This window comes from Streptomyces sp. GC420, assembly GCF_009916105.1.
In the GTDB taxonomy this organism is placed as follows: Bacteria; Actinomycetota; Actinomycetes; order Streptomycetales; family Streptomycetaceae; genus Streptomyces.
In genome coordinates this window covers 23,083-39,723 of the sequence record NZ_JAAAXQ010000022.1, presented here as the reverse complement: position 1 = coordinate 39,723, position 16,641 = coordinate 23,083, and the positions used below count along the sequence as shown (strand labels likewise).

Below are 16,641 nucleotides of genomic sequence, written 5' to 3'. Positions count from 1 at the left end.
GGTCCGGGGAATGCGTCACATCGACGCTATGGGCATCGTCAAACTGACACGTCCCGGTTATGATAGATAGCGTCATTTCGACGAAAAGGCATGTCCGCAGAAAAGAAAAGGTGCGTGTCGTGACCACCGCCCAAGACCTGGACGTCCAGCCGACCCCGCTCGCGCTGCTGTTGCTCGGCCGTGAGGCCGACCCACGGAGCGAGCGCGGCGTGGAGTGTCCGGGAGACCTCCCCGCCCCGTCCGATCCGGACCTGGTGGAGCGCGCCCGTGCGGCCAAGGAGAAGCTCGGGGACAAGGTCTTCGTGCTCGGCCACCACTACCAGCGCGACGAGGTCATCCAGTTCGCCGACGTCACCGGCGACTCCTTCAAGCTCGCCAGGGAGGCGGCCGCCCGGCCGCAGGCCGAGTACATCGTCTTCTGCGGCGTCCACTTCATGGCCGAGTCCGCGGACATCCTCACCTCCGACGACCAGCAGGTCGTCCTGCCCGACCTCGCCGCCGGCTGCTCGATGGCCGACATGGCGACGGCCGAGCAGGTCGCCGAGTGCTGGGACGTGCTCACCGACGCCGGCATCGCCGAGCAGGTCGTGCCCGTCTCGTACATGAACTCCTCCGCCGACATCAAGGCCTTCACCGGCAAGCACGGCGGCCTGATCTGCACGTCCTCCAACGCGCAGCGCGCCCTGAACTGGGCGTTCGCCCAAGGGGACCCCTCGGCGGGCAAGGTCGGCAAGGTCCTGTTCCTGCCGGACCAGCACCTGGGCCGCAACACCGCGGTCCGTGACCTGGGAATGTCGCTCGACGACTGCGTCGTCTACGACCCGCACAAGCCGAACGGCGGCCTCACCGCCGAGGAGCTGCGGGCCGCGAGGATGATCCTGTGGCGCGGCCACTGCTCGGTCCACGGCCGTTTCTCCCTGGACTCCGTCCGGGACGTACGGGAGCGCATCCCGGGCGTGAACGTGCTGGTGCACCCCGAGTGCCGGCACGAGGTCGTCGCCGCCGCCGACTACGTCGGCTCGACGGAGTACATCATCAAGACCCTGGAGGCGGCCCCGGCCGGCTCCAAGTGGGCGATCGGCACCGAGCTCAACCTCGTCCGCCGCCTGGCGAACCGCTTCGCCGGCGAGGGCAAGGAGATCGTCTTCCTCGACAAGACCGTCTGTTTCTGCTCGACGATGAACCGCATCGACCTCCCCCACCTGGTCTGGGCCCTGGAGTCGCTGGCCGACGGCAAGGTCGTGAACCGGATCCAGGTCGACAAGGAGACGGAGAGCTTCGCGAAGCTGGCCCTCGAGCGGATGCTGGCCCTTCCGTAGTCCTTACGCGGGCTTCCTCGGGCCTTCGGGTACGACCGGTACGACGTGAAGGGGTGCCCCCGTGCGGGGGCACCCCTTCACGCGTCCGTGCGGTGCGCGGGTCAGACTCCGGCGGTCTCCGGCGACTTGTCGTCACCGGCGTCCGCGGCGGACGCGGCGGACGCGGCGGACGCGGAGGCGGACTTCGCGGCGCGCCCGGCCGCCTTCTTCTTCGCGCGGCGCTCCTTGCGCAGCTCCAGCATGGCGTACAGCGTCGGCACGAGCAGCAGCGTGAGGAGGGTGGAGGTCAGCAGACCGCCGATCACCACGACCGCGAGGGGCTGGGAGATGAAGCCGCCCTCACCCGTGACGCCGAGAGCCATCGGCAACAGGGCGAAAATGGTGGCCAGGGCCGTCATCAGGATGGGGCGCAGACGGTGGCGTCCGCCTTCGACCACGGATTCGATGACTCCGAGTCCCTGGGCGCGGTACTGGTTGACGAGGTCGATCAGCACGATCGCGTTGGTGACGACGATGCCGATCAGCATCAGCATGCCGATCATGGCGGGAACGCCCATCGGGGTACCGGTGACGATCAGCAGGCCGACGGCTCCGGTGGCCGCGAACGGGATGGAGACCAGCAGGATCAGCGGCTGGGCCAGCGACCGGAACGTCGCGACCAGCAGCATGAAGACGATCGCGACGGCCGCCAGCATGGCCAGGCCGAGGTTGGTGAACGCCTCGTCCTGGTCCTGGGAGACGCCGCCGATGTGCGCGGTGGCGCCCTCCGGCAGGTCCAGCGAGTTGATCTTCGCCTGAAGGTCGGCGCTGACCGCACCCGTGTTGTCGCCCTGGGGCTTCGCCGTGACGGTGGCGGCGCGGGCGCCGTCGATCCGGGTCATGGAGACCGGGCCGTCGACGATCTCCACGGTGGCGATCTCGCCGAGCTTCACACCTCCCAGGTCCCAGGCGCGCAGGGCCGCCAGGGTCCGCGCCGGCTTGGCGGAGGTGATGACGATGTCCCGCTCGGTGTCGTCGAGGACCGCCGTGCCGGCGTTGGTGCCGCGCACCGCCTGGGTGACGGCGGCGCCGAGGGAGGCCGCGTCGTAGCCGGCGGCGGCCGCCTTGGCCCTGGGCTTCACCGAGACGCGGGGCACGCTCTGGGAGAGGTCGCTCTGGACGTCGGTGACGTCGTCGAGACCGGCGACCGCGTCCCGTACCTGGTCGGCGGCCTTGCGCAGCACCTCCTGGTCGGCGGCCTTGACCACCACGCTCAGGTCCTGGCTGCCGAAGCCGTCACCGGCCGCGATGGTGGTGTCGCCGATGCCGTCCAGCCTGCCCAGCTCGGCGTCGATGCGGTCCCTGGCCTCCTCGAAGGAGGCGGAGTCCTCCAGGGTGACCTGGTAGGAGGCCTGGTTGGAGCCGGTGCCACCGCCGAACGCGGCCATCCAGCCGGAGGAGCCGACCGTGACCTGGTAGTCCTCGACCTCGTCGAGGCCGGCCAGCATCTTCTCGACCTTCCTGGCGGCGGCGTCCGCCGCGTCGAGGCCGGTGCCGGGCTTCAGCTCCTGGTTGACGGTCAGGACGTCCCGGTCGCCCGGGTCGAAGAAGTTGGTCTTCAGCAGCGGCGCCATGCCGAAGGTGCCGATAAGGACGACGACCGCGATGGCGACGCTGGTGAGCCGGCGGCGGGTGGCGAAGCGCAGCACGGGGACGTACACGCGCTGGAGGAACCCCTTGGACTCCTTCTCCTCGGCCCTGCGGCGCACCTCGTCCGGGTCCAGCTCCCCGGAGCCCTTCGGCGCCCGCAAAAACCAGAAGGACAGGACAGGGACCACCGTCAGGGACACCAGGAGGGACGCGAGCAGGGCCGCGGTCACGGTCAGGGAGAACGAGCCGAACAGCTCGCCCACCATGCCGCCGACCAGGCCGATCGGCAGGAACACCGCGACGGTGGTCAGCGTGGACGAGGTGACGGCGCCGGAGACCTCCTTCACCGCGGTGAGGATGGCCTCGCGGCGCTCCTCGCCGTAGCCGAGGTGCCGCTTGATGTTCTCCAGGACGACGATCGAGTCGTCTACGACACGGCCGATGGCGATGGTCAGCGCGCCCAGGGTCAGCATGTTCAGCGACAGGTCGCGCGTCCACAGGACGATCAGCGCGAGGACGACGGACAGCGGGATGGAGACCGCGGTCACCAGAGTGGACCGTACGGAGGCCAGGAAGACCAGGATCACGACGACCGCGAAGACCAGGCCGAGCAGGCCCTCGGTGGTGAGGCTGGAGATGGACTTCGAGACGGCCGGGCCCTGGTCGCTGACGACGGTCAGCTCGGCGCCCGCGCCGAGGTCGTCGCGCAGCCCGGGCAGTTTCTTCTCGACGGCCTCGGAGATGGCGACGGCGCTGCCGTCCTGGTCCATGGTGGCCATGACGGCGAGACTGGGCCGGCCGTTGGTGCGGGTCAGGGAGACGGCCGGGGCGGGCTCCTGCGCGACCTCGGCGATGTCGCCGAGGCGTACCGGCCCGGCCTTGCCCTTGCCCGCGGCGGCGCCGGGCGCCGCGGCGGGGGCGATCCGCACGTCCTCGATCTCCTCGACGGTGGTGAAGCCACCGCCGACCCGGACCGTGCGGTTCTTGCCGTCCTCGGTGAAGGACCCTGCGGGGACGGACGCGCCGGCCGTCCGCAGCGCCTGGGCGAGGCCGGCCGGGTTCAGCCCGGCCGCGGCGAGCTTCCTGGCGTCGGGGGTGACGGAGACCTGGAGTTCCTGGACGCCGTCGACGGCGACCTGGGCGACGCCGTCGATCTCCTCCAGCGCGGGGACCACGGTGACGTCGAGCTGGTCGGCCAGTGCCTGCTGGTCCTTGTCGGAGGTGACGGCGAGGACGACGGTGGGGATGTCGTCCGTGGATCCGGCGATCACCTGCGGGTCGACGTCGTCGGGGAGCACGGCGCGGGCCCGGTTGACGGCCTGCTGGACGTCGGCGACGAGCTGCGTGGAGTCCGGGCCGTAGTCGAAGCCGGCCATGATCACGGCGTTGCCCTCGCTCGCCGTGGAGGTGACGCTCTCCAGGCCGTCGACCCCCTTGAGGGCGTCCTCGATGGGCTCGACGACCTGCTTCTCGACCAGCTCGGGGGACGCGCCCTGGTAGGGAGCGAGGACCGACACCATCGGCAGCTCGATGGACGGCAGCAGCTGCTGTTTCAGCTGGGGGATGGCTACGGCACCGAAGGCGATCGCGATGATGGACATCAGCGCGATCAGGCCTCGTTGCGCGAGGCTGATTCTGGACAGCCAGGACATGGGTGGCACGACTCCCTGTGGGGCAAGGCGAAGACGACGCGCGGCGGTGGCGCGGTATCAGTGGATCGGCGGGATCAGCGGTCAGGCGGTCAGGCGGTCAGGCGGTGGGATACGGAGCGGATGGCGGGAACGGCGGACGGCGGCACACCGCGCCCCTTCCATACCTTCGGTCACACGGGAGGCCCGATCCCTCGCTCCCAGGTCCCGTTCCTCGGGCCGTGCGTACCGCGTCCGGAGTACGCGGGGAGGCCGGTCACTCAGTCCTCGGGCGGACCAGGCCCGACTCGTAGGCGATGACGACGAGCTGCGCCCGGTCGCGGGCCCCCAGCTTCGCCATCGCGCGGTTCACGTGCGTCTTGACCGTGAGCGGGCTGACCACCAGCTGCTCCGCGATCTCGTCGTTGGAGTGGCCGCCCGCGACATGCACCAGCACCTCGCGCTCCCGGCCGGTGAGCGCCGCGAGCCGCTCGGAGTGCCGTTCCGGGGCGTCGTCGGCGGCCTGGGTCCCGCCCTGGGCGAGGAACCTCGCGATCAGCCCCTTGGTCGCGGCGGGCGACAGCAGCGCCTCGCCCGCCGCGGCGATCCGGATGGCGTTCAGCAGTTCCTCGGGTTCAGCGCCCTTGCCGAGGAAGCCGGAGGCTCCGGCGCGCAGCGATCCCACCACGTACTCGTCGACCTCGAAGGTCGTCAGCATCACCACGCGGACCCCGGCCAGGTCGGGGTCCTCACTGATCAACCGGGTCGCGGCCAGGCCGTCGGTGCCGGGCATGCGGATGTCCATCAGGACGACGTCGGCGCGCTCGGAGCGGGCCAGCGCGACCGCCTCGGCGCCGTCCGACGCCTCGCCGACGACGGTCATGTCGGGCTCGGACTCGACCAGGACCCGGAAGGCGCTGCGCAGCAGTGCCTGGTCGTCGGCGAGCAGGACCCTGATCGTCATGCGGACCCTCCAGTACGGGCACGGGTGGTGAGGGGCAGTATCACCTGCACCCGGAAGCCGCCTCCGTACCGGGGGCCCGCATGGCAGCTGCCGCCGAGGGCGGTGGCGCGTTCGCGCATGCCGAGCAGGCCGTGGCCGCCGGGCGGGCGCCCCTCGGCGCGGGCATCCGGTCCCCCGGGCCCCGGGCCGGTGCCCGCGGGACCGATGCCCGGGGCGGGACCGGTGCCCGTGCGCGAGCGTTGTGCGGGGAGCCGGTCCGCGGAGTCGTTCACCGCGTCTTCGGCCTCACGGCCGTCGCCGCGGTCCCGGTCCCGGTCCCGGCCGTCACCGCCGGCGCCGCCGCCGTCGTCGAGAACGGTGATCTCGACGAAGTGGCCCACCCTGACCACGCTGACCTCGGCCTTCGCCCCGGCACCCGCGTGCTTGCGCACGTTGGTCAGCGCCTCCTGGATCACCCGGTACGCCGCGAGGTCGACGGATGCGGGCAGTGGGGCGCCCTCGTCCGCGCGCGCCACCTCGACCGGCAGGCCGGCCCTGCGGAAGGAGTCGGCGAGGTGGTCGAGTCCGCCGAGGCCGGGGGTGGGTTCCGTCGGTGCCTCCGGGTCACCGGACTGCCGCAGCAGCCCCACCGTGGCGCGGAGCTCGCCGAGGGCGGAGCGGCTCGCCTCCCGTACGTGCGCCAGGGCCTCCTTGGCCTGGTCCGGCCGCTTGTCCATGACATGCGCCGCGACCCCCGCCTGGACGTTCACCAGCGCGATGTGGTGCGCGACCACGTCGTGCAGGTCGCGGGCGATCCGCAGCCGCTCCTCGGCGACGCGGCGCCGTGCCTCCTCCTCGCGGGTGCGCTCGGCGCGCTCCGCACGCTCTCTGATGGCGTCGACGAAGTCCCGCCGGTGGCGGACCGCGTCGCCGGCGGCAGCGGCCATGCCGGTCCACGCGAAGATCGCCAGGTTGTCCTGGGTGTACCAGGGGGCGGCGCCGCAGTACATCGCGACGGCGGTGAGGCCGGTCATCACCGGCAGGGCGGCCCGCCAGGTCGTCTGGCGGTCGGTCGTGACGGCGACGGTGTAGAGGGCGATGACGACGCTGGTGAAGACGGGCGCGCGCGGGTCGCCGGTGATCAGTTCGACGAGGGTCACGGCGCAGGTGAAGACCAGCACCCGGATCGGATCGCGGCGCCGCAGGATCAGCGCCGCGGAGGCCAGCACGGCGAGCATCAGGCTGGACGGCTCGGGGGCGCTGCCGCCGAAGGACGTGCCGTGCCTGCCGTGCTTCTCGGCGAAGGAACCGACGATGATCACGACGAGTACGCCCAGGGCCGTCGCGGCGTCGAGGGCGAGGGGATGCCGGTGCAGCCGGACCCGGGCCCTGGCCAGGCGGCCCTGTCCTGCGGCGAGTGGGGTCACGTCCAGCAACGGTACGGTGTCCGCCCGCGCGCCCGGAACGCCCGGTCCCGGCCCGGTGCGGGTCCGGGACGCGGTCCGGTCGCCGGTCCTCGCGGTCGTGCCTGCCGGCCGCGCGGTCGTCGCACCGAGGCCCGGCCCCACGGGGGCCGCCCGTACGCGCATGCCGGCCGACTCGCCCCCGCCCGGCCGGGCCGGTGTCAGCCCGGGATCAGGCCGTCGTCGGTGAGCATGGCGCGGACCTCCTCGAGGGAGGCGTCCCGCGCCGGCAGGATGAGTTCGGAGGGCTCGAGGGAGTCGTCGGGCAGCGGTGTGCCGTAGTGGTGGACCGCGTCGAGAAGGGCGGCGAGGGTGCGGCGGAAGCCGTCCTCGTCACCGTTCTCCATCTCGGCGAGCAGTTCGTCGTCGAGCTTGTCCAGTTCGGTGAAGTGGCTCGGGTCCACCTCCACCTGCCCCTCCCCCATGATCCGTACGATCACGACGGGCTCCTACCGTTCGTCGGCTCTCGGACTGCGGGACTACTGCTTGTCGAACCGCGGGGTCTGCGACGGCGACTGCCGCGCCTGCTCCCCCTGGTCCTGCGCTCCGGCCGCACCGGCCGCACCGCCTTCGATGGCCTGCTGCGGGGCCTCGGTGCCGCCGGCCAGCTCGGCCTTCATGCGCTGGATCTCCAGCTCGACGTCCGTGCCGCCGGAGAGCCGGTCGAGCTCCGCCTGGATGTCGTCCTTGTGCATCCCGGAGGGGTCGTCCAGGGCGCCGGAGGCCAGCAGTTCGTCGATGGCGCCCGCGCGGGCCTGGAGCTGCGCCGTCTTGTCCTCGGCCCGCTGGATCGCGAGGCCGACGTCGCCCATCTCCTCGGAGATGCCGGAGAACGCCTCGCCGATGCGGGTCTGCGCCTGCGCGGCGGTGTACGTGGCCTTGATGGTCTCCTTCTTCGTGCGGAAGGCGTCCACCTTGGCCTGCAGCCGCTGCGCGGCGAGCGTCAGCTTCTCCTCCTCCCCCTGGAGGGTGGAGTGCTGGGTCTCCAGGTCGGTGACCTGCTGCTGGAGCGCGGCCCGGCGGGAGAGCGCCTCGCGGGCCAGGTCCTCGCGGCCGAGCGCGAGCGCCTTGCGCCCCTGGTCCTCCAGCTTCGAGGACTGGCTCTGGAGCTGGTTGAGCTGCAGTTCCAGGCGCTTGCGGGAGGTGGCGACATCGGCGACGCCCCGCCGCACCTTCTGCAGCAGTTCGAGCTGCTTCTGGTACGAGTAGTCGAGCGTCTCCCGCGGATCCTCGGCCCGGTCCAGGGCCTTGTTGGCCTTCGCGCGGAAGATCATCCCCATACGCTTCATGACACCGCTCATGGGCTTCGCGCGCCCCCTTCTGACGGACTCCAGCTCCGGACGACCAGTACAACCCACAGTACGGGCCCTGCATCCATTACCGCACTGTTCGGGCCCCGATGCGCTCCTCCTGCAGAACGACCTCCGGTCGGGATGATCCGGCGTGAGGAGTAGGTGACGCCCGGGGACCCGGCGGGGGGACCGGGTGGACACGGGTCGTTGCGGGATCGTTCCCCTCGGGGGTGGGGTCCATGCCTCGTACCCCGTACCCTTGGGCTTTGTGTTCCGTAGCCGTTCCAAGGAAGAGAAGGCCCCGGCCGAGCCGGTAGCCCTCTCCAAGCAGCCCCGTGACCCCCAGGCCCCCAAGGGCAGGCCGACACCGAAGCGCAGCGAGGCCCAGGGCCAGCGCCGCGCGATGGCGACCGCGCCCGCCAACCGCAAGGAGGCGGCGAAGCGTGCCCGTGAGGCGCGTCGCGCGGACCTGGCCAGGCAGCGTGAGGCCCTGGCGAGTGGAGACGAGCGCTACCTGCCGGTCCGTGACAAGGGCCCGGTGCGCCGCTTCGTGCGCGACTTCGTGGACTCGCGGTTCTGCATCGCGGAGTTCTTCCTGCCGCTCGCCGTGGTGATCCTGGTGCTCAGCATGCTCCAGAACAGCAGCGTGCAGAACATCGCGCTGCTGCTGTGGCTCGGCGTCATCATCATGATCGTCGTGGACTCGATCGGCATCGGCATCCGGCTGCGGAAGCAGCTGGGTGAGCGGTTCCCGAACGAGCCGAAGCGCGGCGCCGTGGCCTACGGCCTGATGCGCACGCTCCAGATGCGCCGGCTCAGGCTGCCGAAGCCGCAGGTCAAGCGCGGAGAGCGGCCCTGAGCGGCGATACCTTCCACGAGGGCTGCGAGGCCTGGCTCGGTGGCCTCGGCGGATTGCGCAATACCGTCCGCCAGGAGCTGGTCGCGCGCCAGCTCGACGAGCAGATGACCGCCCGCTTCCCCGTGGGCCAGCGGCTGCGTGTCCTCGACGTCGGCACCGGCCAGGGCACCCAGCTGCTGCGGCTGGCGCGCGCCGGGCACCGGGTGACCGGCCTGGAGCCGGACCCGGTGATGCTGAAGGCCGCGCGGGAGGCGCTGTCCGGCGAACCCGAAGGCATACGGGAGCGGGTGCGGCTGCTGGAGGGCGACGGCCGGGAGACCGGGGTGCACTTCCTGCCCGGCAGCTTCGACGTGGTGCTGTGCCACGGCGTTCTGATGTACGTCGAGGAGCGGGACGCCATGCTGGCCGGGCTGGCGAGGATGCTGGCGCCCGGCGGGCTGCTCTCGCTGCTGGTGCGCAACGGCGACGCGCTCGCCATGCGGCCCGGCCTCGCGGGTGACTGGAAGGGCGCGCTCGACGCCTTCGCGGGCGACACGTACACCAACCGGCTGGGGCTGCGGGTGCGGGCCGACCGGCTGGAGTCGATGACGGACACCCTCAGCGGGATCGGGGCGCCGCTGCACGCCTGGTACGGGGTGCGGGTGTTCACGGACAACGTCGGCAACGAGGTGGAGCTGCCCGCGGCCGACGAACTGGACCGGCTGCTGGCCGCCGAGGAGCGCGCGGGGCGGACTGACCCCTACCGCGGGGTGGCGGCGCTGCTGCACCTCTGCGGGGTGCGGGGCTGAGCCCTTCTCCCGGCCGGTCCCCGGGCTGCCCGGCGGCCCCCTGTTCGGCCGCTCACCGGAGGACCCGGCCGTGAGCGGACGGTGATACTTCGGGCATGGACCGCTGTCGCGCCCGTACCCCGCTCGTGCCGCTCATCGTCTCCGCCACCGCCGCCGTGACGCTTCTCGCCGGCTGCTCCGGGGACGGCGGCTCGGGGGCCGGGACCGGTCCGGGGCGGTCGGCCGGGGCCGGGCGGACCGCCTCCGGCGCGGCCAACGCTCTGGAGGACGACTATCTGAGAGTCGTCGAGGACGTGCTGCCGTCCGTCGTCCAGATCAACGCCCGCGAGGGTGTCGGCTCGGGAGTCGTGTACGACCGCGAGGGCCATGTGGTCACCAACGCCCATGTGGTCGGCGACAGCACGGCGTTCCAGGTCACGCTGGCCGTGGGCGAGGACACCATCGGCGCGAGGCTCGTCCGCGCCTACCCGCAGCAGGATCTCGCCGTGGTGAAGCTGGACCGCGTGCCCAAGGGGCTCAGGCCCGCCGCCTTCGGCGACTCGGCCGAGGTGGAGGTCGGCCAGATCGTCATGGCCATGGGCAATCCGCTGGGGCTGTCCAGCAGCGTCACCCAGGGCATCGTCTCCGCCGTGGGACGCACCGTCACCCAGAGCGCGGACAGCGGCGGTACGGGCACGACCCTCGCCAACATGGTGCAGACGTCGGCGGCGATCAACCCGGGCAACAGCGGCGGCGCGCTGGTCAACCTGGATGGCGAGGTCATCGGCATCCCGACGCTCGCCGCGACCGATCCGGGCCTCGGCGGCGGCCAGGCGGCCGGCATCGGCTTCGCCATCCCCTCCTCCACCGTCAGGAACATCGCCGGGCAGATCATCGAGACCGGGGAAGTCACCGAGTCGGGACGGGCCGCGCTCGGCGTCACCGCGCGCACCGTCGTCGACGACGACTTCCGGCCGTCCGGTGTGGCGGTCGTCGAGGTCCAGGAGGGCGGGGCGGCGCAGCGGGCGGGCCTGAGGTCCGGGGACGTCGTCACGGCGATCGGCGACACCGCGATCAGGACGCTGCACGACCTCTCGGAGGCGCTGGCCGCGCACCGGCCGGGAGAGAGGGTGGAGCTGACGTACGAAAGGAACGGCGACGAGAGGACCGTCGAGGTCACCCTCGGCGAACTGTGACGCCGCGGGGCGGGCGCCGGGCCGGTCCCGGGCGTGCCCGCGCCCGCCGGGCCCCTGGGGGTGCGGCGGGCACGGGCGTCGCGCGGGGCCGGGTCACCGGGCCCGTCGCTCAGGGCCGGGTCACCGGGCCTGGCCTACTCGGCGTGCAGGCTCATCGGCCCGTAGATCTCCTTGCCGTCCTCGAGCAGCGTGGCCCGGTCCGCGCCGCCTTCGAGGAGATCCTTCCAGTACTCGCCGATCCAGGACTCGGCGTCGCCCTGGGTGGTGAAGTCCTCGGGCTGCACCGACGGTTCCGTCTCCGTGCCGTCGGCCTTCTCGAACCGCCACGTCCACGCCATGTACGCCTCCCGTGTCCCGCCAATGTCCTGCTGGAAGCCTATCCGGGCGCGCACCACCCACACGGACGCGGGAGGATCATTGCGTGGAAGTCACTCTGCTCGGCACCGGAGCCCCCGGCGGCCTGCCCCGCCCCGACTGCCCCTGCGCCGTGTGCGCGACCGCGCTCGGCGACGCCGCACGCGCGGCCACCGCGCTGCTCGTGGACGGGGTGGTGCTGCTCGATCTGACGCCGGGTGCCGCCTTCGCCGCGGCCCGCGCCGGGCACACCCTCATGGGGGTGCAGCAGGTGCTGCTGTCGCATCCGCACGACGGACCGCCCATGGAGATCCCGGCGGGACTGCCCGGCGCGGGCCGGGTGCCCGACGGACGGCGGCTGTCGCTGCTGAGCGGCCACCGGGTGCGGGCGGTGGCCCTCGACTCGCCCGGCACGGGCTACGAGGTGACGGGGCCGGAGGGCGAGCGGCTGCTGTACCTCCCGCCGGGCGCGGCCGTCGCCGGGGAGAGGGGCGGCCGGGGCGCGTACGACATGGTGGTGCTGGACGTCCTGGGGCGGCCGGACGCGCTGGCGCGGCTGCGCGCGGCGGACGCGGTGGGACCGACGACGGATGTCATCGGGGTCCACATCGACCACGACGTGCCGCCCGGCGACGAGTTGCGGCGCCGGCTCGCGGCGGCGGGCGCGCGGGCGGTGCCGGACGGCGCCACGCTGGTCGTCGGCGAGTACCACGCCGTCCCCGACGTACCGCGCCGCACGCTCGTGCTCGGCGGCGCCAGGTCGGGAAAGTCCTTCGAGGCGGAGCGGCGGCTGGAGACGTTCCCCGCAGTCGTGTACGTGGCGACGGGCGGGACACGCGACGGCGACCCGGAGTGGACGGACCGGGTCAGGACCCACCGGGAGCGCCGGCCGGGCTCCTGGCGCACCACGGAGACCTGCGATCTCGTACCGCTGCTGGAGGCCGACGGGCCGCCGCTGCTCATCGACTGCCTGTCGCTGTGGCTGACGGACGCGATGGACCGGGTGGGCGCGTGGGACGACGAGACCTGGGCGGACGGAGGACAGAAGTCGCTGGCCGGGGAGGTGGCCCGGCTCGTGGCCGCGATACGGGCGACACGGCGGACCGTGGTCGCCGTGAGCAACGAGGTCGGCTCCGGGGTGGTGCCCGCGACGGCTTCCGGGCGCCGGTTCCGCGACGAGCTGGGGCGGCTGAACACGGCGGTCGCCGGGGAGTGCGAACACGTGCTGCTGGTCGTCGCGGGGCAGCCGCTCGCGCTGCGCGGCTGAGGGTCCGGGGCGGTCCTGGCGGGCGGCGGGCCGCGGGGGTCCTCCCGGAGGTCTTCCAGGGGCGCGCGGGCAGTCCGCCGGGGCCCGAGCCGGACGGACCGCGGCCGGGACTGCCCGGTACTGTTCGGCGAATGAGCTCGCTGAATCTCGACGACTTCTCCGATCTGATCGAACGCCCCGACAGCGGCGTGCGGCGCGATGCCGAGGAACGCAGGGAGCGGCTCGCCGTACCGGCCGGGGCGCTGGGACGGCTGGACGAACTGGGCGAGTGGCTGGCGGCCGCCCAGGGCCGGGTGCCGGTCAGGCCGATCGAACGCCCGCGGGTGGTGCTGTTCGCCGGGGACCACGGCATCGCCGCGCTCGGCGTGTCGGCCAGGCAGGCCGGCACGGCCCACACCCTGGTGCGCGGCATCCTCGACGGGGAGAGCCCGGTCGCGGTACTGGCCGGCCGGTACGGGGCCTCGGTTCGGGTCGTCGACATGGCGCTGGACTGCGACGCCGGGCTGCTGCCCGCGGACGTCGTACGGCATCGGGTGCGGCGCGGTTCCGGGCGGATCGACATCGAGGACGCGCTGACCGTCGAGGAGGCCGAGCAGGCGTTCCGTGCGGGAATGGCCGTCGCCGACGAGGAGGCGGACTCGGGCACCGATCTGGTGGTGCTCGGTGATGTGAGCGTGGGCGGCACGACCCCGGCCGGCACGCTGATCGCGGCGCTGTGCGGCACGGACGCCTCGGTGGTGACGGGGCGCGGCGGCGCCGGCATCGACGACCTGGCGTGGATGCGCAAGTGCGGGGCGATCCGGGACAGCCTGCGGCGGGCCCGCCCGGTGCTCGGCGAGCAGCTGGAACTGCTGGCGGTGACGGGCGGCGCCGATCTGGCCGCGATCACGGGCTTCCTGCTGCAGAGTGCGGTCCGGCGGATGCCGGTCATCCTCGACGGGGTGGTGTCGGCCGCCTGCGCCCTGGTGGCGCAGCGGGTGGCCTTCCGGGCGCCGGACTGGTGGCTGGCGGGGCAGCTGAGCGGGGAGCCCGCGCAGGCCAAGGCACTGGACCGGATCGCGCTCGAGCCACTGCTCGACCACGGCGTCACGGTGGGTGAGGGCACGGGCGCGCTGCTGGCCCTGCCCATGGTCCAGGCCGCGGCGGCCCTGGCGGCGGAGCTGCCGGAGAAGCGGGCGTCCGCGGAGCGGGCGGACGAGGCGTACGAGGACCTGGAGTCATCCGCGTCGTAGCCCCCGGCCGGACGGGCCGTCCGCGCCCCGTCCGGGCTCGGGCCGCGGGCACATGGCCCGGGACACCTCGGCTCCGGCGGGTCGTCCGCCCCGTCCCGGTGCCTGCACCCGGTTCGGTGCCCGGGGGCTCCAGCGGTCGGCCCGGCCCCGGTTCGCCCGGCCCCGGCAGGGTGCACGGAATCGGGCACGGGCGGCCCGTGCCTCTCGGTGCGGGCCGCGGGCGGCAGCATCGGCCGGGGTGGAGAGATCCTGCTGCGGGGGTTTTGAAGGGTGGGTATCGGTTCGGGTTTCAAATGCGGGCTCAAAAAGCACTCCAGGCGCCCGATATGCCTGTTTCAGAGGGGAGTATGAGCCCACATTCACCCCGAACCTCAACGGCCGGGCCGGTGCGCCCCGCCCAGGCCGTTTCCGCAGGCACCGAGACGGGGCCGAATTGACCACAGCAGCCGCCCTGCGGGCTCGCGCCCGCACCCCGTCCGGCCCGGCGGCCGGGAACGAAACCGGAGCGACCCCACCCGAGGGTCGGGACCCGTCCGCTCCCGGGGCCGCCCGGCAAGAGCCTTCCTGCGGGAACGGGGCGGCGGTCAAGGGTTGGAGCGCAGCGGAAATCGCGGAACGCGACGACCGGAGGGCGCCCTTGAGGGGCGGCACGGGCCCGCACACAATCCCGGCCCACGGGCGGCCCCGTACCCGCACCCCGCACAACACCGGTTCAAGGCGACCCCGCACAGCCACCGCACCCGACCCCGGCTCACATCGACTCGCCGCTGCGGGGGAGCGCGCACTCGGCCCAGACCGTCTTGCCGGGGCCGTTGCGGTCGGTCACGCCCCAGCGTGCCGCCAGCGCGTCGACGAGCAGCAGGCCGCGTCCGCGGTCCTCTTCGTCAGTCGCTTCGAGGCGTACCGGGAGGGCGGGGTGCGTGTCGGAGACCTCGATCCGGATCAGGCACCGCTCATCGTCATGGGTGAGGCGGAGGGTGAAGTCCCGGCCGGGCACGAGGCCGTGAAGTACGGCGTTCGAGGCGAGCTCCGCGACGACGAGCGTGACCGAGTTGAAGAGCGGCGTTCCGTGGACGTGGCCCCAGACGGTGAGCTGGTGCGCGGCGAGCAGCCGGGCGAGCCGGGCTCCGCGCCTGGTCGCGGAGAAGCGCTGCGTGAACGTGGGTACGGCGACGCGTGCGGGGATGTGAGGGGCGATCATGCGCCCAGGGTTCCCGGGCCGCGAGGCCGGTGACAGGGACGGCACCGATACAGCCCGCGCTGTGCCGGATCAGTCGGCCCGACTGCCCGACTGCCCGACTGCCCGACTGCCCGCCGGGCACGGGAACGTACGTACGGTGATGCACGCCTGGCGGTGAGGTGTGGGCGCCGCTGCCCGGTTTTCCGGGAGAACGCCAGGTCGGCGCGGTGCCGCCGATACAGAATCCCTTGTACCGGCCGCGCTTCCGGACTGGGTGGGTGACGAGCCGTGACCGTGGCGGCCGGTGCCGTTGTACCGGTCGGCAAGGGTGCGGGCACGGGGACGGGTACGAAGGGCGGCGGTTGTCATGGCGGCGGATCACTGGACCGGAGGCGGAACCAACGGCGAGCCGGAGTTGTCGGACAGTCTCAAGACCTTCGGCGCGGTCCTCAAGGCATTGCGGGACGAAGCCCGCCTCACACAGGAGCAGTTCGCGCCACGGGTCCAGTACTCGGCGGCCTACATCGCCAAGATCGAGCAGGGCAAGAGGTTCCCGCCGAGGGACCTCGTCGAACGCTCGGAGGAGGTCCTCGGCCCGACCGCGGCCCGCGTCCTCACCGCAGCGGCCCGGAGCCTGACCCGGAAGGCGGGACTGGCCTCCTGGTTCCGGCAGTGGGCCGTGATCGAGGAGGACGCGATCTCGCTGTACGCGTACGAATGCCGGGCGATTCCCGGGCTGTTGCAGCCCGAGCCGTACATCAGGGCGATCTTCGAGCGCAGACTGCCGCCGCTGTCCGAGGAGCAGATCGAGCAGCAGGTGTGCGCAAGGATGGAGAGACAGCGGCTCCTGACCGAGAGGCCGAACACGGCGTTCAGTTTCGTCATCGAACAGGCGCTGCTGATGCGCCAGATGGGCGGACCAGAAGTGGCGCAGCACCTGCTGGACCACTTGCTGGAAGTGGGCAGACTGCGAAACGTCGAAATTCAGGTCATGCCTCTGTGCCAGTACGACCACGCCGGTATTGACGGCCTGATGTACCTGGCAGAGACTCGGCAGCACGACTGGGTGGGGTACTCCGAGGGCCAGCAGTCGAGTATTCTGATCACTTCGCCGAAAGACGTCAGCGCGATGCTTCAGCGCTATGGCAAGCTGCGCTCGCAGGCCCTCGGCCGCGAAGCCACGGTAAGCCTGCTGGAGCAGATGCGAGGAGCATGATGAGCGCAACGGGACTGGTCTGGCTCAAGAGCAGCTACAGCGGCAGCTCCGGCGACAACTGCGTCGAGGTGGCCGTGCGTGCCGACGGCGTGCTCGTCAGGGACTCGAAGGACACCCGGAGGCGTCCGCTCGCCGTGTCCTCCGACGCATGGTCGGCCTTCACCGTGCTCGCGGCCGACGCGCGCGTCTGAGGCGGAACCGGCGCCGCGCGGCGCGGGCCGTCGCGCGACGTGGCCGGACGTCCGCCCGCCGCATCCGATCCGCCGCGGGCCGGGCCCGGTCGGCCGGGCCCGGCC

The 16,641-nt window shown here is 72.6% G+C and carries 15 protein-coding genes; 8 read left to right on the top strand and 7 right to left on the bottom strand.

The features are described from left to right. The first annotated feature begins 119 nt into the window (after positions 1-119). Positions 120-1,319 (top strand): quinolinate synthase NadA, encoded by a 1,200-nt coding sequence (nadA, locus tag GUY61_RS04935; protein WP_166628815.1) that lies wholly within the window; start codon positions 120-122, stop codon positions 1,317-1,319. A 101-nt stretch (positions 1,320-1,420) separates the two neighbouring features. Here nadA and GUY61_RS04930 read toward each other — a convergent pair whose 3' ends face one another. The 5 genes from GUY61_RS04930 to GUY61_RS04910 form a co-directional block, all read right to left on the bottom strand. After that, complete coding sequence (locus GUY61_RS04930) at positions 1,421-4,600, bottom strand: efflux RND transporter permease subunit (RefSeq protein ID WP_166628814.1); 3,180 nt, start codon at positions 4,598-4,600, stop codon at positions 1,421-1,423. Between the two features lie 253 nt (positions 4,601-4,853). Continuing rightward, a complete protein-coding gene (locus tag GUY61_RS04925) occupies positions 4,854-5,540 on the bottom strand; it encodes a response regulator transcription factor (protein WP_166628813.1) in 687 nt (228 codons plus the stop codon). Next, positions 5,537-6,955, bottom strand: a complete 1,419-nt coding sequence (locus GUY61_RS04920) for a sensor histidine kinase (RefSeq protein WP_398954275.1) — start codon at positions 6,953-6,955, stop codon at positions 5,537-5,539. Before GUY61_RS04920 ends, GUY61_RS04925 begins: the two co-directional genes overlap by 4 nt. A 188-nt stretch (positions 6,956-7,143) precedes the next feature. Continuing rightward, positions 7,144-7,422, bottom strand: coding sequence for a PspA-associated protein PspAA (locus tag GUY61_RS04915; protein WP_166628811.1), 279 nt, complete (start codon positions 7,420-7,422; stop codon positions 7,144-7,146). A gap of 39 nt (positions 7,423-7,461) precedes the next feature. After that, positions 7,462-8,262, bottom strand: a complete 801-nt coding sequence (locus GUY61_RS04910; protein ID WP_243766189.1) for a PspA/IM30 family protein — start codon at positions 8,260-8,262, stop codon at positions 7,462-7,464. A 280-nt stretch (positions 8,263-8,542) separates the two neighbouring features. Between GUY61_RS04910 and GUY61_RS04905 the strand changes: the two genes are divergently transcribed. The 3 genes from GUY61_RS04905 to GUY61_RS04895 all read left to right on the top strand — a co-directional run bounded on the left by GUY61_RS04905 (position 8,543) and on the right by GUY61_RS04895 (position 11,096). Then, positions 8,543-9,133 carry a DUF3043 domain-containing protein gene (locus GUY61_RS04905; RefSeq protein WP_166628809.1) on the top strand — a complete coding sequence of 197 codons (591 nt, stop codon included), beginning with the start codon at positions 8,543-8,545 and terminating at the stop codon, positions 9,131-9,133. Between the two features lie 104 nt (positions 9,134-9,237). Continuing rightward, entirely contained in the window at positions 9,238-9,921 is a 684-nt protein-coding gene (locus GUY61_RS04900; RefSeq protein WP_243766188.1) for a bifunctional 2-polyprenyl-6-hydroxyphenol methylase/3-demethylubiquinol 3-O-methyltransferase UbiG, read from the top strand. A gap of 95 nt (positions 9,922-10,016) precedes the next feature. Next, the gene (locus GUY61_RS04895; protein WP_166628808.1) at positions 10,017-11,096 is read left to right on the top strand and encodes a S1C family serine protease; all 1,080 of its coding nucleotides are present in this window, start codon (positions 10,017-10,019) and stop codon (positions 11,094-11,096) included. Between the two features lie 134 nt (positions 11,097-11,230). Here the strand turns inward: GUY61_RS04895 and GUY61_RS04890 are convergent, their stop codons facing one another. Next, positions 11,231-11,434 (bottom strand): hypothetical protein, encoded by a 204-nt coding sequence (locus GUY61_RS04890; protein WP_166628807.1) that lies wholly within the window; start codon positions 11,432-11,434, stop codon positions 11,231-11,233. Positions 11,435-11,517: 83 nt separating this feature from the next. On the opposite strand from GUY61_RS04890, the gene GUY61_RS04885 reads away from it, so the two are divergent. Beyond that, positions 11,518-12,717, top strand: coding sequence for a bifunctional adenosylcobinamide kinase/adenosylcobinamide-phosphate guanylyltransferase (locus GUY61_RS04885; protein WP_166628806.1), 1,200 nt, complete (start codon positions 11,518-11,520; stop codon positions 12,715-12,717). A 131-nt stretch (positions 12,718-12,848) separates the two neighbouring features. Continuing rightward, positions 12,849-13,949, top strand: a complete 1,101-nt coding sequence (gene cobT, locus GUY61_RS04880) for a nicotinate-nucleotide--dimethylbenzimidazole phosphoribosyltransferase (RefSeq protein ID WP_166628805.1) — start codon at positions 12,849-12,851, stop codon at positions 13,947-13,949. A gap of 751 nt (positions 13,950-14,700) precedes the next feature. On the opposite strand, the gene GUY61_RS04875 is transcribed toward cobT, so the two are convergent. Further along, positions 14,701-15,150 (bottom strand): ATP-binding protein, encoded by a 450-nt coding sequence (locus GUY61_RS04875; protein WP_166628804.1) that lies wholly within the window; start codon positions 15,148-15,150, stop codon positions 14,701-14,703. 346 nt (positions 15,151-15,496) lie between these two features. Here GUY61_RS04875 and GUY61_RS04870 point away from each other — a divergent pair, with 346 nt between their 5' ends. Together GUY61_RS04870 and GUY61_RS04865 are read left to right on the top strand one after the other, a co-directional pair. Beyond that, complete coding sequence (locus GUY61_RS04870; RefSeq protein ID WP_166628803.1) at positions 15,497-16,345, top strand: helix-turn-helix transcriptional regulator; 849 nt, start codon at positions 15,497-15,499, stop codon at positions 16,343-16,345. Then, a complete protein-coding gene (locus tag GUY61_RS04865) occupies positions 16,342-16,536 on the top strand; it encodes a DUF397 domain-containing protein (RefSeq protein WP_166628802.1) in 195 nt (64 codons plus the stop codon). Before GUY61_RS04870 ends, GUY61_RS04865 begins: the two co-directional genes overlap by 4 nt. The last annotated feature ends 105 nt before the right edge of the window (positions 16,537-16,641 follow it).